This is a genomic window from Rossellomorea sp. GAMAL-10_SWC (genome assembly GCF_049568075.1).
GTDB lineage: Bacteria > Bacillota > Bacilli > Bacillales > Bacillaceae_G > Gottfriedia.
On the sequence record NZ_CP144911.1, the window covers coordinates 2,858,926 to 2,883,057 of the forward strand.

The following is a 24,132-nucleotide window of genomic DNA, read 5'->3' on the forward strand; positions in this document are numbered from 1 at the left end:
ACCTTATTTATTCATATTTTTAAACGAAAAAATATACTCATCAGTATTATTTTCTTCTTTAAATCTGTTCTTTAGTGCCTTAATCTCGTAATCTATCGTATCAAGAAGCTGTTTAACGTGTTGATCTGTATAATCATAATTATTTTTATTGGCTAGATTTCCTACTAATCTTATTTTTTTTACAACCTCTGTAATTCTCTTTTCTGCTAACCTTTCAAATTTTTCTAATTTTTCACTCATAAAAATCTCCTTCAAATCATAAATACAAATCTAACAAATTAATTTTAATACTAAATAAAAAAAATGTATACTATATTTTTTTTATTTAAACAAAATTACAAAAATAAAGTATATTAACAAGATATAAATAACTAATCATCATTGTAATTAAAGGAATATAGCGTAATTGTTTACTTTTATATTAGAATCAATAAAAAAATCATATTAAAAAATTCAACTTGTATAGAATATAAAAAAGGCGTTCTTAATAAAAAGAACACCTAGTAGCATTTCAACACTTTTTTGATAAAGTACTTTCTTACTCTTGTAATTTTATATTACTTTCTAAAGTGATTAATATATTTTTAAAATGTTTTTTATTGTAATTAGCATAACTTTTCATTGCTTCAATTAGATCGACTGTATAACCGTTTATATATCCTAAGTCATCGTTATTTTCTATTGCTGCATAACCTAGATATTTAATTATGGTTTCCTTATGACTTGAAGGGAATATCAATATATTTTTGATATCTAATGGTACTTTTAAGGTATTTGCATAGAAGAATTGTTTAACTAAATCACTCCACCCCGGCAATTTTTCAACTCTGTAATATTTTGCATCTACAATAAATAATTTATTTTCTGATATAAAAATAGTATCAGGAATTTGTTTGGTATATTTTATCTTATGTTTAACATTCCAATATGGTCTAGGAATGTTAATCTCGTCATCTTTAATCCCATCAAAAATATAATCAGTTATCTTCTCCCATACAGTATGAAAATGTGGCGTTAAAAAAGTGAAAATATGATTATTTTTATCATTCTCAATACTACCATTTAAAAACTCAATCAAATTTTTATATAAATTTACTTCTCGGTCAATAAAGGTCATCTGTAATTCAATTTGTAGGTAATGAATTGCTGTATCTTTATCAATTATTAAATCCGATTCTTCATGTTCAAGTGGATAACTTATTAGCCATCCAAAACGTTTTAAAGATTGATAGACAGCATATTTATGAATTCTATAAATTATATTATTGATATCTACATTTCTGTTTTTAGAAAAAAAGTCCAAATATAAAGGGTTTCCATTAGAAAGTACTGGATTAAGTTTATTTATGGTACGATTCCAATTAATACGCCCACTAGTATTAATTGAGTTTATTTCTTTTTGAAGATTTATTAAGCCATTATTAATAAAATCTTCCATTATCCAAAAAGCTGAAGATATACTATTATTTCCCCCTATTCCGCCAAGTAATTCTTTTTCATAGTCAATGGAATATGAAACGTCCATCTTCCTCTCTATCTAGTAGCTGAAATAAATCACCAAAAACAGCGGGTGCATTAGCCCTGTTAAGTTCCTCTATTATTAGAGTATGTAATTCATTCGGATTACTGAGAGCGTCGACCAATGATAAAGTAAAAGGTCCAGGAACAAATCGATAATCATCTGGATGAAAAGTCACTCTTCTTTTGTTCTTTTGATATTCTTTATTTAAAATATGACTCTTACCTGTTCCAGGTGACCGAATATAATATGGGCTAAATAGGAATTATATTTTTGTTAGATTATTAAGTAATTTTAAAACACTATACCCAACACCTATATTCCGAGAAATTTTTGGAACACAGTGTAACAATCCCTCCCAATAACCATAATATTTTTGAGACTTAACTGATTCAACATTCTCATCTCCGCAATTCCTAATAATTTCCCCCTGCCTAGGCCTTGACCGATATCATCATCTTCAACAAGATCATCTTTTGGAATGATAAAGCCATTCGTAAATCCATAACCATTTTCTTCAGCAAGCTCCTTATATGCCAATTGATAGAGATATTGTTTTGTTACATCTCCTACACCCGGCTGGCCCTTTATTGTCATTGTTCCATTTGCATCTTCTTCAAATCGAAGCAAGTAGTACTTTGCATCAAATATTCTAAAAGTTTTAGTTGTTAAATCGACATCCAAAACGTCCAATAACAGAGTCTTACTAGCTTTGATTCTTTTATTATCAGTCGCATGAACCCAAACGGGTTTTTCTACAAAATTACCAAGTTTTAGTTTATTCCAATTTATTTCTTTTTTGGATTTTGGTACATCTGAATCATCATAATTTGAAAAACGATGCAAGCCCAATGAACTCATATCCATCTCTAAACTATTTCGATATACCGTAGCACAAACTGCTTCCCAAACTAAATTGAAAGAAGCTGTTCCGTATAGCTGAACCTCATCGTTCGACTCATATACTTCCTCTTCAAGATACTTTTTCATATTACTAAGCATTACCTGTTTACTAGTAACAAACTGCTTTGAAAACTCACGATCAATCAAATACAACAAATGCTCAGTATTTCCAAAATCAAAGGAGTCTTCATCAGAAATTTGAAAGTCAAAATCAAGGCCTATATGAGGAAGGATTCCTCCGATTTTACGATCTATTTCTGAAATTATTGCTGCATGAATACGTCTAACAATATCCAACTCATTCAGAACTGAGGTTTGTGTATACAGCTCTAAATACACTGGTGTTCCATCTGAAACGTATGCAGTTGCTTCGTTAATAGTCTTTTCCCAAAGGATTTGACCATCACCATTTTCTTTTATCATAACTGCATCGTTCGAGTAGAGACCATTTTCTAGATAATCTTGAAGCAATGTTATCATCATAGAAAGTTTACTCTTTCCATATTCATTACTTACAGCTAGGTTAGAAGCTTGATTTGATTGATACTTATCAATGACCTTCAATATTTGACTGAACTTCTCAACCTTCTTAAGTTCATTTCTATAGTCATGAGCCCAATATTTTGGATAAATAATAAAGCAAAAATCCCTTATGAGTACAATACCGACATAAGTAAATTTATAATGCTCTATTTTATCTTCCAAAATGCCGTCCATTTCAATCTCATCTAGTATGTCTTGACGAGGAATAAAATGCTTCAAACAGTGGCTAAGTTCTAATCGCTTTAGAATATCCCTAAGTCCTTCTTCAGAATATTCTCCGTATTGCCTAGCGATGGATTGGAAGTTACGAAAATTGAAATGCTTTTGCTCTTTCATTTCAATAATATTCATATCTTATCACCTATCTATAGTTCATCTTTTGCTTTTTCAGCTACTTCTTCGTCACTAATATTAAATAGTGCAAGTCCATCCTTTTCAAATTTCTTCACTACTTCTGAGTATCGCATTTTTTCAACTCCATAAAATACCTTATCTCTATGAATTTTTGCTACATCATCAAAGAGATACATTAACACCTTAGTCTTGAATGATTCAGTAACAGCTTCATTTCCGCTACGAAGTATATTTTCTGAAATAAAGTATGGGCCAAGCAATTTATCTTCCGGAATATTTTTATAGTCAGATAGAATATCATTAATCAATCTACGAAATACATTCCAAGAGATATCTTCTCCATTAGGTAGATTAATTTTACTGTACTCAGCAAATTTTTGTTTTCCTTCTTCTGAATCCCACGCTTCATCAACACTAAAGTATTTTTGTTCCCAACGACGTTTGAAAGCTGTATCCATCGGCATAACACCTTGGTCTGCGCTGTTCATCGTCGTCCAAATATAGAAATTATCTGGAAAGACCAATCCTTCTTTTAGTGTTTTTTTCATATTCTCAATATATGGTTTGTTATCATCATCAGCATAAATGCTGTAAAAGTATTCTTGAAGATCTTCACTAATTGCAATTGGATATTCACTAAAATAATTACTCTTCCTATCCAGCAGTTGGAACATATCTCCAAACACAGCTGCAACATTTGCACGATTTATTTCTTCAACAATAAGTAAGTACGCAGTTTTAGGGTTTAACAGTGCTTGGACTAACTGTTTAATTAAAGAGCCTGGAATAAATTTATATGAGATTTTCTCATCCCATACAGTTCGTCCATCATTTTCAACAATTTTCCCTTCCATATCTCGAACGGGAACTTTAGTTGGAAAAGGTTTGAACACCCCTACAAACTGACCATAGGACATATTTGGGTGAAAGGTTACGCGTTCAATGTTTTTACCGAATAGTTTACTGTCTTTTGCCAATTGATAACTTTTCCCCGTACCTGGCGCACCAAAATATATATACTGACGAAATTCCTGTTTCAACTCCTCAGCAAATAAATTGTCATCATCTTTCTGATCATTATTCTTTTCATCCGTCAAAGTATTTGCCCATGTTCTATACGGACCCAAAATTGCACTCAATTCGCTACCACCGCCATCTGCTCTATGAAACGATCCATTAGGTGGAAGAGATTTTACCATAGAATCAATACGATCCTCTGGAAATTCTTTATTAACTTTCTTAGGATTTCCCCAAAAATCAAAAGGTTCAGTCAATTCAAACAATCCACTTTCATTTACTGCATTTGCGAATCTATCCAAAACCCTAAAATATTTTTTACGTGTTTCAATGCTAGCTTTGATTTCTGATTGCTCAAGATACCATGATTTAAAAAGCTCTTTATAATCTTTATTTTCGCTTGGAATAACATCAACGTAATCTACTATGGCTCCTCCACGCTGTTGTGGATTAAATGCTACCACATCCGTTAAACCAAATCTTTGGTTTTCATTATTCTTTATAATATACCCTTCGTACTTGACTTCATTTTTTCTTTTTAAAATTATTAAAACGTCACGCTCTTCAAACAGCTTTCTAAAGCAAAAAAAAGTAGTATCAGAAGTTGAAGTGTTTCCAATTTCTATCTGTGGTGAAGCACCGGGTCTACTTAGTTTTACAGATGGTTTAGAAAGCACTTTACCATAACTGTCAAAAGAAAAATCACTATTTTGTCCCAATCTCATGATATTTTTCTGATACAATATAACTGGGACTTGTAAGACGAAAAAGGATTTCATTGATGTATCTGAGAAACCAGGATTCAACTCATTATCTGTATAATGTAGTATATCAACATAAGGGAAGAAATCTTGACTATCTTTACCTGAGAGGGCAATGTGAGTCTGTTTCCCCCTACCAACACGCTTTTCTGGCAATAAATTACTACTTGCTAGAGGTTTTACTAGTAATGCATCATAATTTTCGTCCAAAACAATTTCGGACGTCTCTTGTAGAGCTTGTTTAATCTTTCCAAACTCAGTATTAAAGAGATTTTCGACCATAAAATTACTCACTCCTTCTAAATCACTATTTTAACATAAATAAAGCAAAAAGACTGGTAACCATTTTGTTACCAGTCAACTCTATTTACAGGAATTTAATTATTTCATTTCCAATTATTTTTGCCATTAAAGGCGGAACACTATTTCCAATTTGCTGATAAGTCTTAGTGTAAGGCCCCAAGAAAAAATAATCGTCTGGATAGCTCTGCACTCGTGCCGCTTCTCTTGGGGTTAATCCTCTAGCTTGTGTAGGATGGATATACATATTGCAGTCAAACTTCATGTGAGCTGTAATTGTTTTACATGGAACATCTGGAATGAGTTTGAAATACTTATCCTTAAACATATGGCTACGACTAGTATAAGGCATAATATCCGCAATTCTTGGGCTATCCGATTTATCCCCAGGTATCATCCGTCCAAAAATTTCAATATCACGGTCGTTATTGTAACGAGCTTTATGATTATAAGTAATCAAAGTTTCACGACCTTGATTAATCTCTGATACATAAGAATTCTCAAATGAAGAGATTCGTTTAAAAATCTTATAACCCGAAACTTCATCACCATGCTCAGTCGAATTTTTAATTCGCGAAGCTTCTACAGGGGCAAGTGAATCAATTGCAACCTTTAAACCAAGCTCTGTGTGCACATTCGCATGAATCGAATTAATGATGTCAATAGCTCCAATATTATTTGTTTCAGCAATATCCTGGCGCACACCAATGTAAATTAATCGTTCACGATTTTGAGGAACTCCAAGTTTGCGAGCGTTAAATACGTCAAAGCTTATATCATAGCCAACTGGAACGTTATTATTAAAATCTTCGACAACTTGGTCAGCTACTGCCTTCATACCTTTAACATTCTCCATTATAAAGAACTTAGGTTGAAGTTGCTTCACAGTTTCAACGTAATACCTATACAGTACGTTTCTTGGATCATCGATAATTCTTTGCCGGTTAGCTGTTGAAAATCCCTGGCATGGTGGACCACCTGCAATTACATCTACTTTCTCAGTAATATATGAGCGGACGTTATGAGCTATGTTTTCAATACCACCAATTGTAATTTTACTTGCATCAATTTCAGGATGATTAAACGAATACGTACGTAATGCAGCTTTTTCTATATCATTTGCAAACACTATACGGAATCCACTCTGAGTTAACCCTAGACTTAAGCCGCCAGATCCGCAGAAGAGGTCTACTAAAGTAGGTTTTCCGCTTCTATCTTCTTCTTTTTGCTTCAAACCTCGAAAAGTTTGGCTATATTTAATCAAATCATCATATTTCATCAAAACTTGACTATTCACACGATTAATAGACAAGATTAAAGTATCGAACATATTACCTGGTAATAAGTTTTCTAACCACTCTAACTCATTTTCAGAAGCTAGTAAACCAATATCAATCAGTGTAAATATCGTATTCAAATCAATGTCATTGGTTGAATTGTCTTCGTAAGAGAGAACCTGTACAGTCTGAATAAAGTTATCAATCATTTCAAACAATTCTCTCTTAGATAAAACATTTTTGTCAAAAACATTATTTGACAATGTATCTATCTTTACTTCTGTTTGAACTTTCATATTTCTCTCCTAAAAAATCAATAATTTGCTTTGCAATAGAATCAGACACATTTACTGATACAGCATTCCCAAACTGACGATATAATTGAGTATCTGATACAACATACTTCCAGTCTTCTGGAAAACCTTGTAGTTTACGGCATTCGTTTGGAGTAAGTCGGCGAACATTTGAAATTGGTCTATCAATCGTATCCTCAAAAGTTGCACGATTCTCAAAATCTTCATAATAATTATCTTGATTTGCTCTATGCATTTTGTGCATTGTCGCAGTTAAAGGTTTTGCAATTTTTAAATTAATTTCTGACTTAGAATGATAATTTCCGGTACCATTTGACATAATTGTTGGAAGAATCTTAAAAGATAAGAAGTACTTCTTGTCCACTTCTTTATCTAATAAATTAAAAACAGTTTTATTTAATTTTTGTGCTTCGGGAAAATCAAACAAATCCGCCTTTTCCTTGAAAACATCTTTCCGAAATCCTACCATAAAAACACGGCGTCGAATTTGCGGGAGTCCATAGTCCGAAGTGTTTAATACTTTAGAATGCACCTTATATCCAAGTTTATTTTCAAGAATATCAAGCATCTTTTCAATAGTCTTCCCACCATCATGTGTTAGCAAGTTCTTAACATTTTCTAAGACAATAATTTTAGGATTATGTTTTGAAAGAATCTGTTCAATCGTAAAGAACAATGTTCCTCTTTCATCATCAAAACCTTTTTGCTTCCCCATCATACTAAATGGTTGGCAAGGAAAACCTGCCAATAAAACATCGTGAGCTGGAATTTCGTCTAAGTGTTCATTGATATCACCGAATACTATATTTTTGCTCACATTTGCTTTGTATGACTCTACAGCATCCTTATCAAAATCATTCGCCCAAATAATATCAAAACCATGATTGATAAATCCTAAGTCCATACCACCAATTCCAGAAAATAGGCTGACTGTTTTTAGATTACCATTTTTCATTACTATATACTATCCTTTCCTTTTTGTATTGAACGATATCTTCAACATTACAATCCAAGGCATCACATAACCTACCAAGTATTTCCATACTAACTGGTTCATTTTTACTTAAACGGGCAAGAGTTGCACTTGTAATACCTGTATAATCACGAAGAGTAGTCTTATTCATCTTTCGTTCAAAAGCAATACGCCATAAAGGATCATAGTTAAAACCCATTTTGCACCTCATAATTTACCAAAGTGAATTTTTATTCTACTTTGGTAGAATATCAAGAGTATGTTCGTATGTAAAGCGAACAGAGTGAAATAAAAAAATATTATTATTTACAAAGCTATAGCTCTACACCCAAATTAATGAAGAGACAAATACATAAACACCAAAACGCTGAATACTATATTTATTTTAATTTTCTGTTATATAAAGTAATTCCTATATCCCTAGCTATAGTAGCACTATTGTAATTTGTTGATTTTTGAATAAAAATAGACTGTCTAATTAGACAGTCTATCTAAATTCATATTGAACTAACTCTTAACTATCATGTATAACATTAACATTGTAGCCGTCTAAATTATAAAAGGTTCTTGTTTCTTTACATATCCCCATTTGATTAAATCCTTGCCGATTATAGTCATTAAATTTATATCCACCTAGATCAAATACATTATTAGTAAATTTATGTAATTCACGTTTATCAAAACCGTACTTATCATGCCAAGTTCATTAAAGCCGAGTGAATTATTCCGATCATTAGTACCTTCATCATAATAAACTTAATCAACATAAGAATACTCATCTATGATTAAATCAGTAATTTTTATATAATCCTCAAAGAAAAATTTGTCAATTTTTTTGCAAAGAGTATCTTTAATCTGTTCAATATCCAATTTTTCATGAAAATTCTTTGGTAGTAGTTCAGTTTTATATATTTGAGTATATGAATCAGTCAAATTTTTGAGTCTTCCTTTAAATATATCTTCATGATTTTTAGCAATAATAAATAGATCATTCCTAATTTGTGATGGCCCCGGACCGATGATTAGCTTTAATATTAATTTATTATCTCTATTTTGGATCTCCCAAAGTAATATGCGTTTTGTTTTTGTCCAACTACCTTGCAAGGGGATAATTTCATCTAGTGGCTTTGGAATAAAGCGCACGTAAGTTTTTGAACATAGATCCATAAGATTATTACTATCTGAAGAAATTAATCCTTCTGCATATTCAGATATTTCCAGGAAGACATCAGGCTTATATTCAAATATTAAATCCAATGCCTTTTGATGTTTATAATAAATTTCTCTACATAGCTTTTCTAGATCATGCTCTCTCATTACATATCTCCTTACAGTTTCAATATACTGATTTAAAAACTCAATAACTCTCGTATCAAGAGCAGTTTTTTTCAAATCTATAGCTTTTAACAATACATCTAATATTTGAAAATATGTTAAAATTACCCAATTTTCAGAATCTGAAGGGATATCTCCCTCAGGAGTTAAAAAAATAAAAAGCTTCTTATAGTCCTGAAACTCTTCTTCTACTTTGGTTAGATATTTATTTAATTGATGTTGGGACTCCTTACTGCCTATCTTATTTTCAAAAACGATCACAATTTGGTTGTCCTCCGACACTGCTAATATATCAATGTTGTTCCACTCTCTATAAACTTGAAAGTCAGAATACTCAATCGTTGCAAACTCTAACATTGAAAAATCAAATTTTTCTAGCTGCCTTTTATTTTCTATATAAGTATGTTGGAGAAACTTCTTTAGAAATAAGTCGCCTAATCCATGATTTTCATGTGGCTTCATCAGCCAAGCTAAAACATTACTATGCCTAATTTCTGTACGATATATTTGCAACGTTTCAAATAGGTTAAAAACATTAAGCTTAGAGTCAAGTTGATCTAAAATCTCTATATCCAACAAAAAAGATTCTAATTCTGTCAAGTTTTCTTCAATGAAATCTTCCATTTGTCTACCTCCACTAAAAACAAGAGCTACTAATTTCTTTCTTAATATTTGATATGTTCTATTAAATTATTTCTCGAATTACATATCCCAATACAAAAAACTGACGCGATGCTAATTAATCGCGCCATTAAAGTTCGTTAATATCAACTTTGCTGAAGTGAAATTCAATTAAAGCATGCTTGCGTTCAAAATCAATTAATCCTCAATAATTCTTTTCTTTTCCGATAAAAATATAACGAACTATAACTTTCCTTGTTCAACTTTTGCATTGCTTTAGTTGCATAAGGTGCCTAAATTTTTTCAATTGAAAAACCAATTCATTAAATTTCTTTCAAAACCAAAATCATTGAAATTATTAATTAATTACCTTCTTTCACTTCAACAATCATACCCGATGAGTATTACTGCAATTGCCCTCCATCGCCTTTATCCTAGAAATTATACAAACTTAGAAATCCATTTTTGGAATGACATTTGCAAATAATCTCCTTAGGAGAATTGTCTTTCCACAAATTAATACTTAGGAAAATTTGTTCACTATGAGCTGTTATTTCAATACCCACATAAATTTTTAGCCATGTTCCTTGCCTATAGAATTAACCCTTCATAATAAATTTAATCTTTATTAATTGTTGATCTTTTATTGGTTGTACTTCCCACTTAATAACGCTGCTGATTTCCGTTATTATTAAAAACGAAAAATAGCCTTTTTTGATTTAAATATATATATTTATTGTTTTAAAACAAAATCGATTTAATTTGATTTGTACTAATATTTATTCCTACTTGCAGATCATTTACAGAAACATCTTCTTTTACTTTTTCATCTAAATTAACAGTGTATACCTGCTCAATCTCATCATTAAATTGCAAAAAGGCAAATTCTTCATTTTCCAATGGATTATAAAGACGAATTACAAATTTATCGAATTTTTCAGCCTTTTTCAATGTACTTAAAATAACATTTTGGGAACGCTCTTTAAAAAAGCTAAACTCTAACGGAGTCTTCACACCAGACCCATTCAACTTCATAGCATCAAAAGGAATCTTATTATAAACAACAATTGGAGTTAAATACTCCTTAGCAATCCGAGCAACATTCTCTTCCTTATTATATGTCGCAATCGCAAACTCCAACGACAACTTCCCAATCATCTGAGAATCCGGAGTAGGCAACTTAATCCCAGACGGTCGCCCAGGTCTACGAACCATCTCCTCTTTCCCAAGAAAACCAACACTCCTAAACAGAGTTATAGCAATCGTATCAAATTTTTCACCAACGATTTCATACTCTCTCGTACTATTCGTTAATACACTAATTCCATAATCATCATTTGATAAACCAACGTAACTCAACATAGGATAAATCGAATCTGGACGTTCATCCCAATTTTCTTCCTCCCATACATGAATTGCCGGATCTACAACTTCTCGTTTAATTGAACCAAATTGGTTATCCGATACTGAGAAAGCTGAAGCAATACCCGTTGGAATTAATACTCTTAATCGATGATCCTTCGCTTGATTGTCCACTTCTAATTTAATATCAAGTCTCGGTTTATGATTTGGAACACTGACTGTAAAATGAACCTCTATAGCACCATCAATAACGTGTTCTCTTCGTTTTTCTAAATTTGATGGAACACCCAATGTATATTTAATATCAATCGTTGCACCATATCGATTTTGCTGAATTTTAGTTTCAGCTTGAACCGAATCACTATAAATTAGATCTTCATTTAAAAGTGGAGAGTAGTCGTATTCATCTCCATCATCTCCACCATTTTCCAAACGAAGAACATTATCAAAACTTTGTTTAAGTTGCTTATCAAAAATATTCAATGTTCCATTTGAATTTACAGTAATCCCATAATAGTCTGTTTCAATCTTACTTGTAGAATAAGTGAAATTTTTAATGACTTCATCACTTTCTTCAACAAAATACGTCTTATACCCCATTGAAGGAATCTTTTCTTTTAATTGAATTGTATATTCAATAAACGGGTCGTAGTTTCCATAATGAACTATTTGACGATCAATTAAGCCTGGGTCAGTAACCTTGCTTGCGATAATTTCGAAATCTATTTCATTAGAATCATGATCAACGAGTTTAAATGATTTTAACTTTGTCATAACGCTTGTAGTCACAACTTCATTTCTCTCGTAAGGAAGTAAGTTAAAAAGTGTGATTCGATCATGTTTATTAGATGTATCCATTGAATCAACTATTTTACGCTTATAAAAATTAATCAGTTGATCAACTTTTTCTTCAGCTAAATAAAAACGATTTAAAATTTCTCTATGAACTTTATCAGAACAGCAACAGCCAATGCTATCATGTGCATGGTTTTTCATAATCTCTTTCCAAATTAATTCAATCAAACCATGATGATACTCAAAGCCTAAACGATAGGCGATTGATGCAAGTGGTTCTAGAATATTGGTGATTTTATTCTCAATTCTAGTATTCGCTGCTTTAATATCCATTCTAGTCGAGTAAATACTTCGATGGACACGCATGTACTTACCATCTAGAAATTCACCTTTTAATGTATCAAGGTCTTTTTGTGCTTCTAGATTTTCAAAAACATGTTCATATTTACTTAAGAAAAATTCACGTTCTGGATATAGCTTTTGTAGCTTATCGATGATTGTAAAAATATTCTTTTGAATCGGCATCTGATCATGACCATTCGGTAAAATGATATGATCAGTTGTTGCTCCACGGTCAAGAACAGTAAAATACTTATTAATTCTACTTTGTAGCACTTCTTCATCCTCTGGTAAATACTTGCCAATCGCATAGCCAAGTGGAAACAATTGAACTAGCACCTTTGAACCATCATCTGTCTCCCAATAAAATTCAGTCTTATTTGTTCCATGACGTTCAGAGGTCCCTCTCCAGAAGATTGAATACTTAATATCAAACCCTTTTAAGATCATCGGCATTTGAGCTGATTGTCCAAACGAATCTGGAAGATAACCAATTTTCATCGGTACTCCAAACTCTTCGCAGTCCTTCATTCCGTACAATAAATTACGAACGATTGACTCACCACCAACGATCATTTCATCCGTTTGCGTATACCATGGTCCAATAATTAATCTCCCTTCTTGAACTAGCTTTTTTACTCGCTCTTTATTTTCTGGTTTTACCGCGAAATAATCTTCTAGAATTGCGGTTTGTCCATCTAATACATAGTAAGGATAATCAGGATTTATTTCTAACATCTCCATAATTTCTTCCATATTATTAACTAATAGAATTCTAGATTCTTCTGTTGTAAAATACCATTCTCTGTCCCAATGCATATGTGGAACGATATGAACTTTTTTCATTTTGCTTCTCACCTCTTATGCTACATATTGTTGTGATGATTTTACTTGTATATCTTTAACGATTTTTTGTTTTCTTGTCATGATAAGTAAAATTGTTGAAATGACTGCTCCAATTAAGGCCGCTCCAAACCAAATACTTGCAGCTACTATGGCTGGTTTTCCTTGAAGTAAAGCTAATGAGAAAATCCCTGCACCTGGAACATTTAAACCAATATTAAAGTAAGCAACAATCGCTCCAGTTACTGCAGAACCAGCAATTAATGAAGGAATCACTCGGAGTGGATCGTTAATCATAAATGGAATCGCCCCTTCTGTTATTCCAGCTAATCCAAGTAACCAAGTTTGTTTACCAATTTCTTTTTCTTGTTCGGAAAATAGATGTTTACCAATTACCGTTGCTCCAGTGACTGAGAATGCGGAAACCATTTTGACAGATGCAAATGCTGCGTAAGGTACGATATTTCCGCTCGCCATTGCACCAATACAGAATGTGTAAGCAGCTTTGTTTACCGGTCCACCTAGGTCAAATGAAACCATTGCTCCCAAAATTGCTCCAAGTATTATCGCGTTTGTCCCACTCATGCCATTAAGCCAATCAATTAATCCTTCGTTTAAGAAAGCTAATGGCTTACCAATTACAAACAGCATAATTGAGCCAACTACTAGTGTTCCTACTACAGGATAAAACCAGAAACTAACAAAGCCTGCAAAAGTCCCTTTAGGTTTCACTTTTACTTTTAAATACTTTAAGAAATAACCTGCTAGTAATCCTCCAAGCATACCTCCTAAAAATCCACTGCCTATTAAATTAGCCGCGACCCCTGCTGCAAAACCTGGTCCTAGTGCTGGTTTATCAGCAATCGAGTACGCCATATACGCTGATAAAATCGGAATCATGATTTGTCCTAATAAAGAACCACCTAATTGGCGTAAAAGCCATAACCATGATCCTTCTGCCGCATATACATCTTGAAGTCCAAATGCTTGAGCAATAAAGACTGCCGCCGCTAATGTCATACCACCCGCTACAATGACTGGAATTATATGAGAGATTCCTGTTAAAAGAGAATCCTTAATTTCTGTTTTAAGAGATTTGTTTTCTACTTCATGATGTTGCTCTTCACTTTCGTCCATTTCTGATTTAGGCGCATTTCCCACTTTTTGTAGAGCTTGTTCTAAAATTCCTTTTGCATTTCGAATTGGTGCAGCTACAGATGTTTTAACTTTTGGAAGATGTTTGAATCGCTCTTCATCTTTTACCGCAACATCCACCGCAAATACAATCGCATCAGCCTTTCTAATTGAATCAAACGTATGTCGATCTTCAATTCCATTGGCCCCTTGTTTTTCAACAAATACTTTAATTCCTAATTCATTACCCGCTTTCACAAGTGCTTCCGCTGCCATATATGTATGTGCAATGCCAGCTGGACAAGCTGTAATAGCTAATACTGTTTTATCACTATTTGGAGAGACTTTCAGATTAGTAGGTTGTAAAGGTGCATCAAGAAGATCTAATAGTTCTTTATTTGTTCTTGCATGAAGTAAATTATTTTTATACTCTTCATCTGATAATCTTGTAACTAATTCAGCTAATAAAGTTAGATGTGTTGTACCTTCCTCTTCTTTTGGAATGGCTAACAAAATCACTAATTCAACTTGATTATTCGGATCGATACTCTCCCAATTATTCATTGGTTTCTCAAGTGTAACAATTGCGAACGAAGATTCTTTAACAGATGAAGATTTACCGTGTGGAATTGCTAGACCGCTTTCAAATCCAGTAGGCGATAGTTCCTCTCTTTCCATCACTGCATTGTAAAACTCTTCTTCAGAATGGATTTTCCCTTCTGTTGCCAACTTTTTAACTAAGTATTTTATGATTTCTTCTTTTGATGAAAATGACTTTTTTGTACTAATTAAAGTTTCTGAAGTTAACTTTTTTAATTGCATTCTTGTAACCCCTTTCATTAATTAATGGACTACTTTGGTTTCATCATAGCAAAAAAAAAATAAGAAGCTGGAAACTTCTTATTTTTACACAGTTTTTTCACATATTTTTATATATTATGTGTATTTATACACATCAAACTAAGACTTTCCAGTAAAATTCCGATAAAGCTCTTAGAACTAAAAGCAACGGAGTTTTATCCGTCATATTGTATTCATTAATTTTTTTACTTGGCGAATAACAATACAAGTTTACGTGGGCAATCTGTTGTAGAGTGTTTTTACTAAAATGTGTAAGCGAAATTAATTTAATGCCTTTTTGCTTCCCCAACTCAGCTACATCCAAAACTTGAGTGGTTTCTCCTGATAAGGAAATTAAAAAAAGTATATTGTTCTCCTCAGAATCAAATTTAGAAAGTTCATATAAGACATCATGACGATGGAAATAATACTCAGACTGTTTACCGACTACTTTCAAATTCTTTATCATCATCTCACAAAATGGCGCAGTATCCCCTACACCAAAGAAAAGTACCCTACGTGCTTCTTGCATTAATTTCGTTGTGAGAGCTAACTTATTTTGATCAATTAATCCAATCGTTTTATGAATGTTAAATGATATACTATCCTCTTCTGTAAAAATATCCTGCTTAATTATTTCCTCTTTTAAACTATTCTTCATCTGAGAATATCCATCAAAACCTAATTTTTTGGATAATCTCGTAATTGTATTCGGAACCGTAAATAACCTTGCAGCTAAATACTGTATTGAAAAGCCTACAACATCCTCTTTGTTATTAAGGATGAACTCAACTATTTGATCATCCGTATCGTTTAGCTTATATTCATATTTTTGAATCCTTTCCTCGAAATGTAACATTAAGCGAACACCCACTTATTTATGTACTGGAGTTAATTTATTGAAATTAATTTTTCAACCGTAGAAAGGTCAGCAGGAGCCCATGGAAATTTCCAACTATTTGGTATGCTCATTTTTGGTGACCTTAAAGCACATAGTATTTTGTTTTGATCGTTTCGGATTACAGCTCTAACTACTTTAACTTGTTTTTTCAATGTTTTTCATTTCCTTTTTATTCAAATATGTATCTTAATTTAAATTATATATGTATTGTTTAAAACATGCATACAACATCTTGTCTAATTTAATAACGATGTTTTACTTTGTTTATTTTTTGCACCTACATACTAGTTGTCCAGCAAACATTAAATTAAAAACAGATTAAATGTTATAGAATATGAACTGAATTTAACTGATTCCTCACCACTTACTACAATTCTAGTCATCTCGATCGTCGTTTCTTTGAGTAAAGCTTTAACATATAGTGGGGTGCATTAGGTACTGATTACATTCCGAATACAAAAGAGTTAATTAACGCCACACTAGCTCATTGGACGATTAGTATCGTTAAGATGGTTGTCTCTTGGTTTTTCTAGCCTTCTCCTGCAGTATTATTAATTGGCACAGTTTTACTTCCGGTGCATTAAGAGTTGGATTACCTTCATTAGGTGTAGCTATGGCAAACGACTTTTTGAGTCAGCTTCTCATTTTTTTATTATTCATGATCAAGTTTTGTTTTATCTATTAAATCATACAGATATTTTATGGTTTTTTCTTTTTTTTCATATTCATAATTTTCCCCAAAAGTACCAAACAAATAGTAATAAAACATCTAGTTTATTATCACACTAAGAACCATCCAATTATAAAGATCATCAAAAAAAATTTCAGTAGAAATAGATGTATTTTTATACTTTTCTTGCAGTTTTTCCCAACTTTCTAAAATTTCCTCTTTAATTAATTCAAGACTACGTCTCTCTGCTACCAAATTAGCATGCTTTTATTCTTTGGAGGCACTATCCTTCCATACTTCTCTTAGATATGCTTCGCGTTTATTTACAGTGATAAAAACAGGTACAAAGCACTGTTTTTTTCTATAAAATCCCTTAAAATAAAGTTTTTTTAATTTTAAACAACAAAATAAACTTGATTTAACTGGCGTTTTATTTTTTTATTAAAATAGAATAGATTTTTCATTATAGATTTTTGGAGGGGTTTAAATGGAAGTAAAAGGTAAAAAATACATTCAAGTCTCTATTGCTACAGCAAATATTGTTGATTCGTTCGTTGTCCCTGCTAATAAAGCAGGAAGTGGTTCAGGTGAGGCTAGACTTTATGTATCATCTCAAAAAAGCGATGAATATGGTTCCTTTTTCACTTTTGATCCTAGAATTAACATTGATGGATATGTTGGGGCTCAAGGCCAATGCTTTTTCACCAAAGAAAACTTAACAAAGTATATGGAAGATATCAAAGTCTTCTATGACTTCCCTATTATTAGATATCGAAAAGATGTTTCACTCTTCTACGATAACCGACTAGATCAAATTCAAATGTTGGATAACATTAACAATTTCCAAGTCTACAATCAAAGTGGGGATTTAGATGCTGATCGATTTTACATCGGTTCAAAAAGTCATTTTTGGGATTTAATGAGGGAAATTTCTTTACCACATCCTCTTACAATTCTCTGCATTCATAAATTAGTAAATTGTGATGATGAGAGCGATGTACAATATTATTTCGAGCTTTTTGTTGTCCCAAAATCTGCATCTCGGCATTTAACAAGTCGAACACATTCCATTAGAACTATTAGAGAAGAAATCCAAAATGATACAACAATTTCAGAAACTGAACGTAAATCTATTTTTACTTCTCGTTTAGGTCAGGGTAAATTCAGAAGGAATACTCTAGATATTATGCCTGCTTGCCCATTTACAAATATTACTGAAAAGTCTTTATTGCGAGCAAGTCATATTATACCCTGGGCACACTGCCATACTAATCATCATCGTTTAGATGGTTTTAACGGTATGTCATTAACACCTACTTTCGATTTATTATTCGATAGAGGACTTATATCATTTGAAGATGATGGTAGATTAAAAGTATCTTCATATTTATCACAAAGCATTGTCTATGGGCTGAATCTTCAGGAGGGATATATTTACGAAATAGCCAATTCTTCTGGCAGAAAAAATATGTATCTTGATTACCATAGAAGACACATTTTCATTGCATAAAAAAACTAACATTAGTAGTACAGTCAAAGTTATAGTTTGTGCTACTAATGTAGTACGTTTTTAAGAAAATAAATGCATGCTACTTCTAGCTTTTAACTATTTCATTAGTCATTATTATGTCTTATTCCATTTTCCTTATATTGGAAATTATTACTAGTAGCTAGTCATACAAAACATTGGAGTACATTGAAAAATACATATTGATTAGATGGGTTTAATGGCTTGGTCCTTACTCCCACTTTTGATTCTTTGTTCAATAAAGGTTTTATCTTTTTTACAGATGAAGGGTATTAATTAATTCCTTCTAATCTTTTAAAGGAGCAAATCAACTAACTTGGTATTTCTGAACATGTCCAATAAAATCTTGCATACAGCAATGGCAAACGTTCCCCTATCATTGCTATGATCGAGTACAAGTTTTTAATAAATAACTTATAGGAGAGTGAATATATTGGCTTTTACACCTGTTGTTCGCTGGCGCAATTTTACTTTAGAAAATTTGAAATCTATCCTGGAAATCTATCCTGATTTGTCTAAAACAATCAAAAGGGAAAAGGTAAATGGAATATTAGAAGAACAATTTTCTGGTTACACCAGGACATCATATCAATTTGCTTGTCAATTAGGATTAGAAGATAGAAGTGTTGATTATTTAAAAGTGCAAAATTACCTATTTACTTTCACTGATGAAAATTTGGAAAAATATTTGGAATTTTGGCTTAAAATATATTACTCACCAAACCCATATGTCCAAGGAGAGGAAGACCCTATTATTCTTTTTTTAGAAATAGGAAAGAAAATATTGGAAACAGAAGCGCTGAAGTTGGACTTTGATGATTTTTTCAATGAACTGTGTGGTGGCAAGAGTTCAGATATTTTGCTAAATGCTTTAGCTTCTCACGGAAAACCTATAAAGAAAATGAAAATAGGTGGTAAAAACTTTCTTTACGTAGATGCTCATGATCGAGCTGAACTTGAATTCAATTTACACAAAGTTGAAAACCTTTTTCCAATTCCTGAAAACGAAAAAGACAAGAGCTCATTTTTCGAACGATTTTCCTACAGAAACTTTGCCTTATTTTTTGGGCTAGATGCAACTTTACCGAATGAAGAAGAAAGTCAACATCCTATTCTACCGAAAGGCAAAATTCCTAGAGATCATAACCGGCTGCTGATTGGATCCCCTGGAACAGGGAAAAGTTTTTCATTAAAAAGAGAATGTGAAGGGACAGCAGAACATGCTGGATTTTTCCACCCCGAAAATACTGAGAGAGTCACTTTCTACTCGAACTATTCCTATTCACAATTTGTTGGTACTTATAAACCCAAACCTAGTAATGAGGTTGACTCATTCGTTAGTTCGCACTATATTACCTACGAATATGTCCCTGGCCCGTTTCTTAGGTTGCTAGTAAAAGCACTATCCGAATACCTTAAAAACGGGGAAAACTGTAATAACTACGTTCTAATTGTAGAAGAAATTAATCGGGCTATGAATCCAGCTGCTGTATTTGGAGATATGTTCCAGTTGCTTGACAGAGATTCATCTGGAAAAGGTGAGTATGAAATTTCATGTTCTGAAGAAATGCGTCGATACCTTGACAAAGAAGGTTTAACTGAACTTAAGAAGCTATACTTGCCTCCAAATTACTATATTTGGGCCACAATGAATAGCGCGGACCAAGGTGTTCATCCTCTAGATTCTGCCTTTCAAAGACGATGGAACCCTGAATATATAGATATCAATGAAAACGAAAAATTAATTGAAAAATTTGATGTATATATTAATGGCTATGGAAAATGCAAATGGAATGAATTTAGACGCAGCTTAAACAAACGGTTAATTGAATTGGATGTTAAGGAAGATAAACTTATCGGTCCATTCTTTATAAAACTGGAAGATTTAGATGATACCATCGAAAAAGAAGAGGAAAGCCGATTTCAAAAGGTCTTTAAAAATAAACTGATTCGTTATCTTTCTGAAGATGTATTTAAACATAACAAATTTGGGATATTCGGGGAACGGAAACGTTACTCGCAACTCATTTCCGATTACAAATCAAATCAGGAAAAAATTTTTAATGGGATTAACGAAGAGATATTCACCTTAGACTCAAAATCACCACAAGCTGACATAGAGAAGCCTTAGGTGATTTCCATGAAACCCATTTTTTTGAATGAAAACAAACATTATACCTTTGCAGAATTAATCCATTTTTTCGAATCAGAAGATACCGAACCCTTTATACAAGAATGTCTGAACCGTGGCATCGCTCAAAAGAAACATAACACAATCTCGTTTCAGTATGTCGGTATCATCATTTTTCATCAGCAATTAATTCTATTCCTGCCTAAGTATTTGCATGAACCTTTGGATCATTACAATAAAATTGCCAAAATAAAGCAAATCATTCGTGTACTGAAGATTTATAGTAAAGGGGCAGTAACTGAAGAAGAATTGGAGTTTTTCGGAGATTTCCAACAAGGAGAGCTTTATAATTACTTTTTGGCTATTGATTATTTTATCAATGACTATATTGAATATGGATTGTACAATACTGATAAGATAGAGTGGGTTTTAGATGGCCAAGGCGAAGTTGATTGGCAACAAACGATTGATTATCAATTCGCCTATCTTTCAAAAGAACAAAGCCCAATCTATTTGGATTTAGTAACTGAAGAAATTTTAACAGACCAAAAACACATTATCATTGAAATCCATAAAGCAATATTAAATGAATGCTCTGAATATCTTACAGTTACTGGAATTGGGGAACTTTTGGACTACCCATCCGTAATTTTTCCAACTGATGTACAATTATCGAAAAATAGGGACTACCTATTAAAAAAAATCAACGATGCTTTATACCAAGATTACAATGATCGTAATCTCACCTTGCTCAACAGTATGTATAAGTATATTAGTCAAAATGATGCTTTTTTAATGGAAAACAGGGTTGTTTTCTTTGGAACAAGAAGGTTTCATACGGTTTGGGAAAAATGTTGCGCTAGTGTTATGGGGCATGATGGAGAGATTGTAAAAAATATACTCAAACCAGTATGGACAAATTTTATTATTAAAGATAATGATAAGGATACTTTGGTACCCGATATTTTGAAAAAGCTATGCATTTATAATATGAAACTTCTCCTAATTATTGATGCTAAATACTATGATCTTTCTTTTACAAATTTTAGGGTAGTTCATAATCCTGGAATACAAGATGTAATAAAACAGTACATGTATGAAAAAGCATTACATTCTTATATCGAATCAGAAAAAATAGATTACTGGTTCAATTTGTTTTTATTCCCAACCTCCAGTCATACAAAGTTTAATACTGGTGAAGTTTCAATTAGTTTTTTATCTGAGCTAAAAAATATCAACCTTATTAAGTTACCTGCGGAAGAGATATTTGAAAAATATATTACTTTTCGTAAATGGAATAATGAAGATTGGGAAATTTTCATTAATGTAATCAAGACTCCATCAATCGTTAACACGATATGAAGCAGGTTAAGATTTTTCTATGTAACGATTGCAATTTACTAAACCAAGATGGAGCTATTGATTGTAAATATAAAAAAGGAAAAACCTAGGGCCCCCCCTAGGTTTTAATTATAAAAAGAATAGCTGTTCTTGTCGTTTTACATTAGTTTCTTTAACTCTATCACTTTCATTCTCTACACATTCTTTAAATTCGTAGCCATCACCTTCAATAATTTGTGGTAGGCTAGCCGCTATTTTTTCAAAAATAGACATTAATACATCAACAACTATTGAATTACCTGCTTGTTGATATAATTGAGTATCCGATACCACAATCCTAAAGCTATCACAGAAGCCCATAAGACGCAAACACTCTCTCGGAGTTAGCTTTCGAATTCGTCCTTCTGTTGTCACATAATTATCAACACCAGCCCTGTGCATTTTATGCATAGTTGTAAGTAACGGACGAGCAATTTCTAAATCAATTTTAGGCTTAGAATAGAAGTTTTTAGTTCCACTTGCCATTACATATTTCTTAACCTTCTCAGATAAGAAATACTTCTCTAAGTCTTCCATCATCTTTTCTCTATCTTTATTTTCGTCCACAAATACAAAATCACCATGCCAATTAAATTGTTGATTAGCTTTTTGACATAATTGAATATCACCATCAATTTGGGTATAACGCTTCATGATATTCTTTTCTTTGGTTACAAAATCTACACCCTTTTTATTCAAGTAATACTTGCCGGAAACATTATCTAATAGGAAGTCCTTCATTATTTTTTCTAAAGGCTTAGATTTAGGAAATTCAAATTTCTCTTTTAAAACTAAGTCTTTCCTAAAGCCCACTACAAATAATCTTTCTCTATTCTGAGGAATACCATAATTTTTAGCGTTTAACACCTCATATTCCCACTCATAGTTTAGATCATCAAATACCTGCTGCATTGTAGCCCAAGTATTTCCTCCTTCATGCCCAAGTAATCCTTTTACATTCTCATAAATAAAAACTTTAGGCTGTATCTCACTAATTAAACGTGCATATTCATAAAAAAGTGTACCTCTAGTATCTTGTAGCCCTCTTCTCTTACCAACTAGTGAGAATGATTGGCAGGGACTGCCGCCTACGAATAAATCAATATTATCCCTGTATTGTGTTCCGTCTAAAAAAGAAGCATTCCAATGAAAATGGTTATCCTCTATTTTATAATTTTCTTTAAAACTTGACATAACAAAATTGGATTTCAGTTTATGATTATAAAGATTATCTACATACTCTTTCTTTTTTTCGTAATTTGGGATACTAGATAAATCTCTTAGAATCTCCATTGTAGAAATTCTTTCATGTAGCATGTTTACCATATCAACAATTTCACTCAACATGCTGTTTAGTTCTCGAATATTATTATCTCTAATAAAAGTTTCAAAAATCAGTTCATACTCTACGTAGCTCATTTTTATTCTAGTTATTAAATCTTCATTATTGTTGTATTTTTTATAATAATCCTTAAAATCTTTAACTAAATAGAAATAATGTTGCACCGGTACCTCTTCTAAGGATTCTGAAAGAAGGTCTCTAAACAATGTAGGAACCATCTTAATTTGAGTTTTGTCCATCTCTCTAACCATATTGAAAAAAGCATAAATACTATGATGTAAAAACTCATTTCTTTTTATTTCTAACCCAACGACTTTTGAAAAGTCCTTTAATGAGGTATTTAGTTCTTGTATATGTTGTAAATGTTCATTTAATGTTAACGTATAGTCATCGTTAAAATTTTCATGTAATACTTCATCTACTCTTCTTTGTAAGGATTCAATTACTATATCAATAGAATAAACATTACGTTCAACTTTTTTAGAAAAAATATCGACTCCGCCATTATCACAAGCAAAGGCACATTCAAAATCTATTCCTAATCTTTTTAAAGAATGTTCAATTGCGCCAATACCACTAAATACTGTTCCTAATTTAAGCATTATTTTCACCTCTCATTTAAATATTGATCCGATAATACAACTTGTCCTATTATAACAAATAATAAAAAGGTTGTCTGGTACAAATTTTACCAAGAACAAACGTTCTTTTTTTTCAGAATATCATATACTTTCATTAACATACAAGAATTAAACATCTGCTTATAGGCAGATGTTTAAATTTAATCTTGCTATAAAATCTTTTTCTAATAATCAATAATATAGACTACTCTTACATTCACATATTTATTTTCTAGGAAAAACTTTCTAATAAATAGGCACAAATATTATTAAATAACATATAAAAGAAATTATATGAAGGTTAGTGCATCAGATAGGAATTTCAACAAT

16 protein-coding genes are annotated in these 24,132 nt (G+C 32.0%); 3 read left to right on the forward strand and 13 right to left on the reverse strand.

The annotated features are described in order from the left end of the window. Window positions 1–3: 3 nt before the first annotated feature. The 12 genes from V5E38_RS14310 to V5E38_RS14365 all read right to left on the reverse strand — a co-directional run bounded on the left by V5E38_RS14310 (window position 4) and on the right by V5E38_RS14365 (window position 16,283). Window positions 4–240: a hypothetical protein gene (locus V5E38_RS14310; RefSeq protein ID WP_499210504.1), complete on the reverse strand. Its 237-nt coding sequence runs from the start codon at window positions 238–240 to the stop codon at window positions 4–6. Window positions 241–538: 298 nt separating this feature from the next. Further along, window positions 539–1,525, reverse strand: a complete 987-nt coding sequence (locus V5E38_RS14315; RefSeq protein ID WP_499210505.1) for an LlaJI family restriction endonuclease — start codon at window positions 1,523–1,525, stop codon at window positions 539–541. A gap of 309 nt (window positions 1,526–1,834) precedes the next feature. Next, window positions 1,835–3,316 (reverse strand): LlaJI family restriction endonuclease, encoded by a 1,482-nt coding sequence (locus tag V5E38_RS14320; protein WP_499210506.1) that lies wholly within the window; start codon window positions 3,314–3,316, stop codon window positions 1,835–1,837. 14 nt (window positions 3,317–3,330) lie between these two features. Then, window positions 3,331–5,379, reverse strand: coding sequence for an AAA family ATPase (locus tag V5E38_RS14325; RefSeq protein WP_499210507.1), 2,049 nt, complete (start codon window positions 5,377–5,379; stop codon window positions 3,331–3,333). Window positions 5,380–5,464: 85 nt separating this feature from the next. Then, the gene (locus tag V5E38_RS14330) at window positions 5,465–6,814 is read right to left on the reverse strand and encodes a DNA cytosine methyltransferase (RefSeq protein WP_499210508.1); all 1,350 of its coding nucleotides are present in this window, start codon (window positions 6,812–6,814) and stop codon (window positions 5,465–5,467) included. 112 nt (window positions 6,815–6,926) lie between these two features. Continuing rightward, on the reverse strand, window positions 6,927–7,943 hold the full coding sequence (locus V5E38_RS14335) for a DNA cytosine methyltransferase (protein ID WP_499210509.1): 1,017 nt from the start codon (window positions 7,941–7,943) through the stop codon (window positions 6,927–6,929). Continuing rightward, window positions 7,930–8,160, reverse strand: coding sequence for a helix-turn-helix domain-containing protein (locus tag V5E38_RS14340; RefSeq protein WP_499210510.1), 231 nt, complete (start codon window positions 8,158–8,160; stop codon window positions 7,930–7,932). Before V5E38_RS14340 ends, V5E38_RS14335 begins: the two co-directional genes overlap by 14 nt. Before the next feature lie 557 nt (window positions 8,161–8,717). Next, window positions 8,718–9,920 (reverse strand): PDDEXK-like family protein, encoded by a 1,203-nt coding sequence (locus tag V5E38_RS14345; protein WP_499210511.1) that lies wholly within the window; start codon window positions 9,918–9,920, stop codon window positions 8,718–8,720. Window positions 9,921–10,658: 738 nt separating this feature from the next. Beyond that, the gene (gene mngB / locus V5E38_RS14350; protein ID WP_499210512.1) at window positions 10,659–13,259 is read right to left on the reverse strand and encodes a mannosylglycerate hydrolase; all 2,601 of its coding nucleotides are present in this window, start codon (window positions 13,257–13,259) and stop codon (window positions 10,659–10,661) included. Window positions 13,260–13,274: 15 nt separating this feature from the next. After that, window positions 13,275–15,212 carry a PTS sugar transporter subunit IIABC family protein gene (gene mngA / locus V5E38_RS14355; RefSeq protein WP_499210513.1) on the reverse strand — a complete coding sequence of 646 codons (1,938 nt, stop codon included), beginning with the start codon at window positions 15,210–15,212 and terminating at the stop codon, window positions 13,275–13,277. A gap of 133 nt (window positions 15,213–15,345) precedes the next feature. After that, a complete protein-coding gene (locus V5E38_RS14360) occupies window positions 15,346–16,089 on the reverse strand; it encodes a MurR/RpiR family transcriptional regulator (RefSeq protein ID WP_499210514.1) in 744 nt (247 codons plus the stop codon). A gap of 32 nt (window positions 16,090–16,121) precedes the next feature. After that, complete coding sequence (locus V5E38_RS14365; protein WP_499210515.1) at window positions 16,122–16,283, reverse strand: hypothetical protein; 162 nt, start codon at window positions 16,281–16,283, stop codon at window positions 16,122–16,124. 1,005 nt (window positions 16,284–17,288) lie between these two features. Here V5E38_RS14365 and V5E38_RS14370 point away from each other — a divergent pair. From V5E38_RS14370 to V5E38_RS14380, 3 genes are all read left to right on the forward strand, one after another. After that, window positions 17,289–18,311, forward strand: coding sequence for an HNH endonuclease (locus tag V5E38_RS14370; protein ID WP_499210516.1), 1,023 nt, complete (start codon window positions 17,289–17,291; stop codon window positions 18,309–18,311). Between the two features lie 451 nt (window positions 18,312–18,762). Next, entirely contained in the window at window positions 18,763–20,460 is a 1,698-nt protein-coding gene (locus tag V5E38_RS14375) for an AAA family ATPase (RefSeq protein ID WP_499210517.1), read from the forward strand. 9 nt (window positions 20,461–20,469) lie between these two features. Beyond that, window positions 20,470–21,822: an LlaJI family restriction endonuclease gene (locus tag V5E38_RS14380; RefSeq protein WP_499210518.1), complete on the forward strand. Its 1,353-nt coding sequence runs from the start codon at window positions 20,470–20,472 to the stop codon at window positions 21,820–21,822. A gap of 108 nt (window positions 21,823–21,930) precedes the next feature. On the opposite strand, the gene V5E38_RS14385 is transcribed toward V5E38_RS14380, so the two are convergent. Beyond that, window positions 21,931–23,784 carry a DNA cytosine methyltransferase gene (locus tag V5E38_RS14385; RefSeq protein ID WP_499210519.1) on the reverse strand — a complete coding sequence of 618 codons (1,854 nt, stop codon included), beginning with the start codon at window positions 23,782–23,784 and terminating at the stop codon, window positions 21,931–21,933. Window positions 23,785–24,132 lie beyond the last annotated feature (348 nt).

Bases quoted from the DNA above. Each gene is read 5' to 3' on its own strand.
- V5E38_RS14340 (WP_499210510.1), bottom strand. From the start codon at position 8,160: ATGGGTTTTAACTATGATCCTTTATGGCGTATTGCTTTTGAACGAAAG.
- V5E38_RS14335 (WP_499210509.1), bottom strand. From the start codon at position 7,943: ATGAAAAATGGTAATCTAAAAACAGTCAGCCTATTTTCTGGAATTGGT.
- mngB (WP_499210512.1), bottom strand. From the start codon at position 13,259: ATGAAAAAAGTTCATATCGTTCCACATATGCATTGGGACAGAGAATGG.
- V5E38_RS14320 (WP_499210506.1), bottom strand. From the start codon at position 3,316: ATGAATATTATTGAAATGAAAGAGCAAAAGCATTTCAATTTTCGTAAC.
- V5E38_RS14310 (WP_499210504.1), bottom strand. From the start codon at position 240: ATGAGTGAAAAATTAGAAAAATTTGAAAGGTTAGCAGAAAAGAGAATT.
- V5E38_RS14380 (WP_499210518.1), top strand. From the start codon at position 20,470: ATGAAACCCATTTTTTTGAATGAAAACAAACATTATACCTTTGCAGAA.
- V5E38_RS14345 (WP_499210511.1), bottom strand. From the start codon at position 9,920: ATGGAAGATTTCATTGAAGAAAACTTGACAGAATTAGAATCTTTTTTG.
- V5E38_RS14325 (WP_499210507.1), bottom strand. From the start codon at position 5,379: ATGGTCGAAAATCTCTTTAATACTGAGTTTGGAAAGATTAAACAAGCT.
- V5E38_RS14385 (WP_499210519.1), bottom strand. From the start codon at position 23,784: ATGCTTAAATTAGGAACAGTATTTAGTGGTATTGGCGCAATTGAACAT.
- V5E38_RS14360 (WP_499210514.1), bottom strand. From the start codon at position 16,089: ATGTTACATTTCGAGGAAAGGATTCAAAAATATGAATATAAGCTAAAC.
- mngA (WP_499210513.1), bottom strand. From the start codon at position 15,212: ATGCAATTAAAAAAGTTAACTTCAGAAACTTTAATTAGTACAAAAAAG.
- V5E38_RS14315 (WP_499210505.1), bottom strand. From the start codon at position 1,525: ATGGACGTTTCATATTCCATTGACTATGAAAAAGAATTACTTGGCGGA.
- V5E38_RS14370 (WP_499210516.1), top strand. From the start codon at position 17,289: ATGGAAGTAAAAGGTAAAAAATACATTCAAGTCTCTATTGCTACAGCA.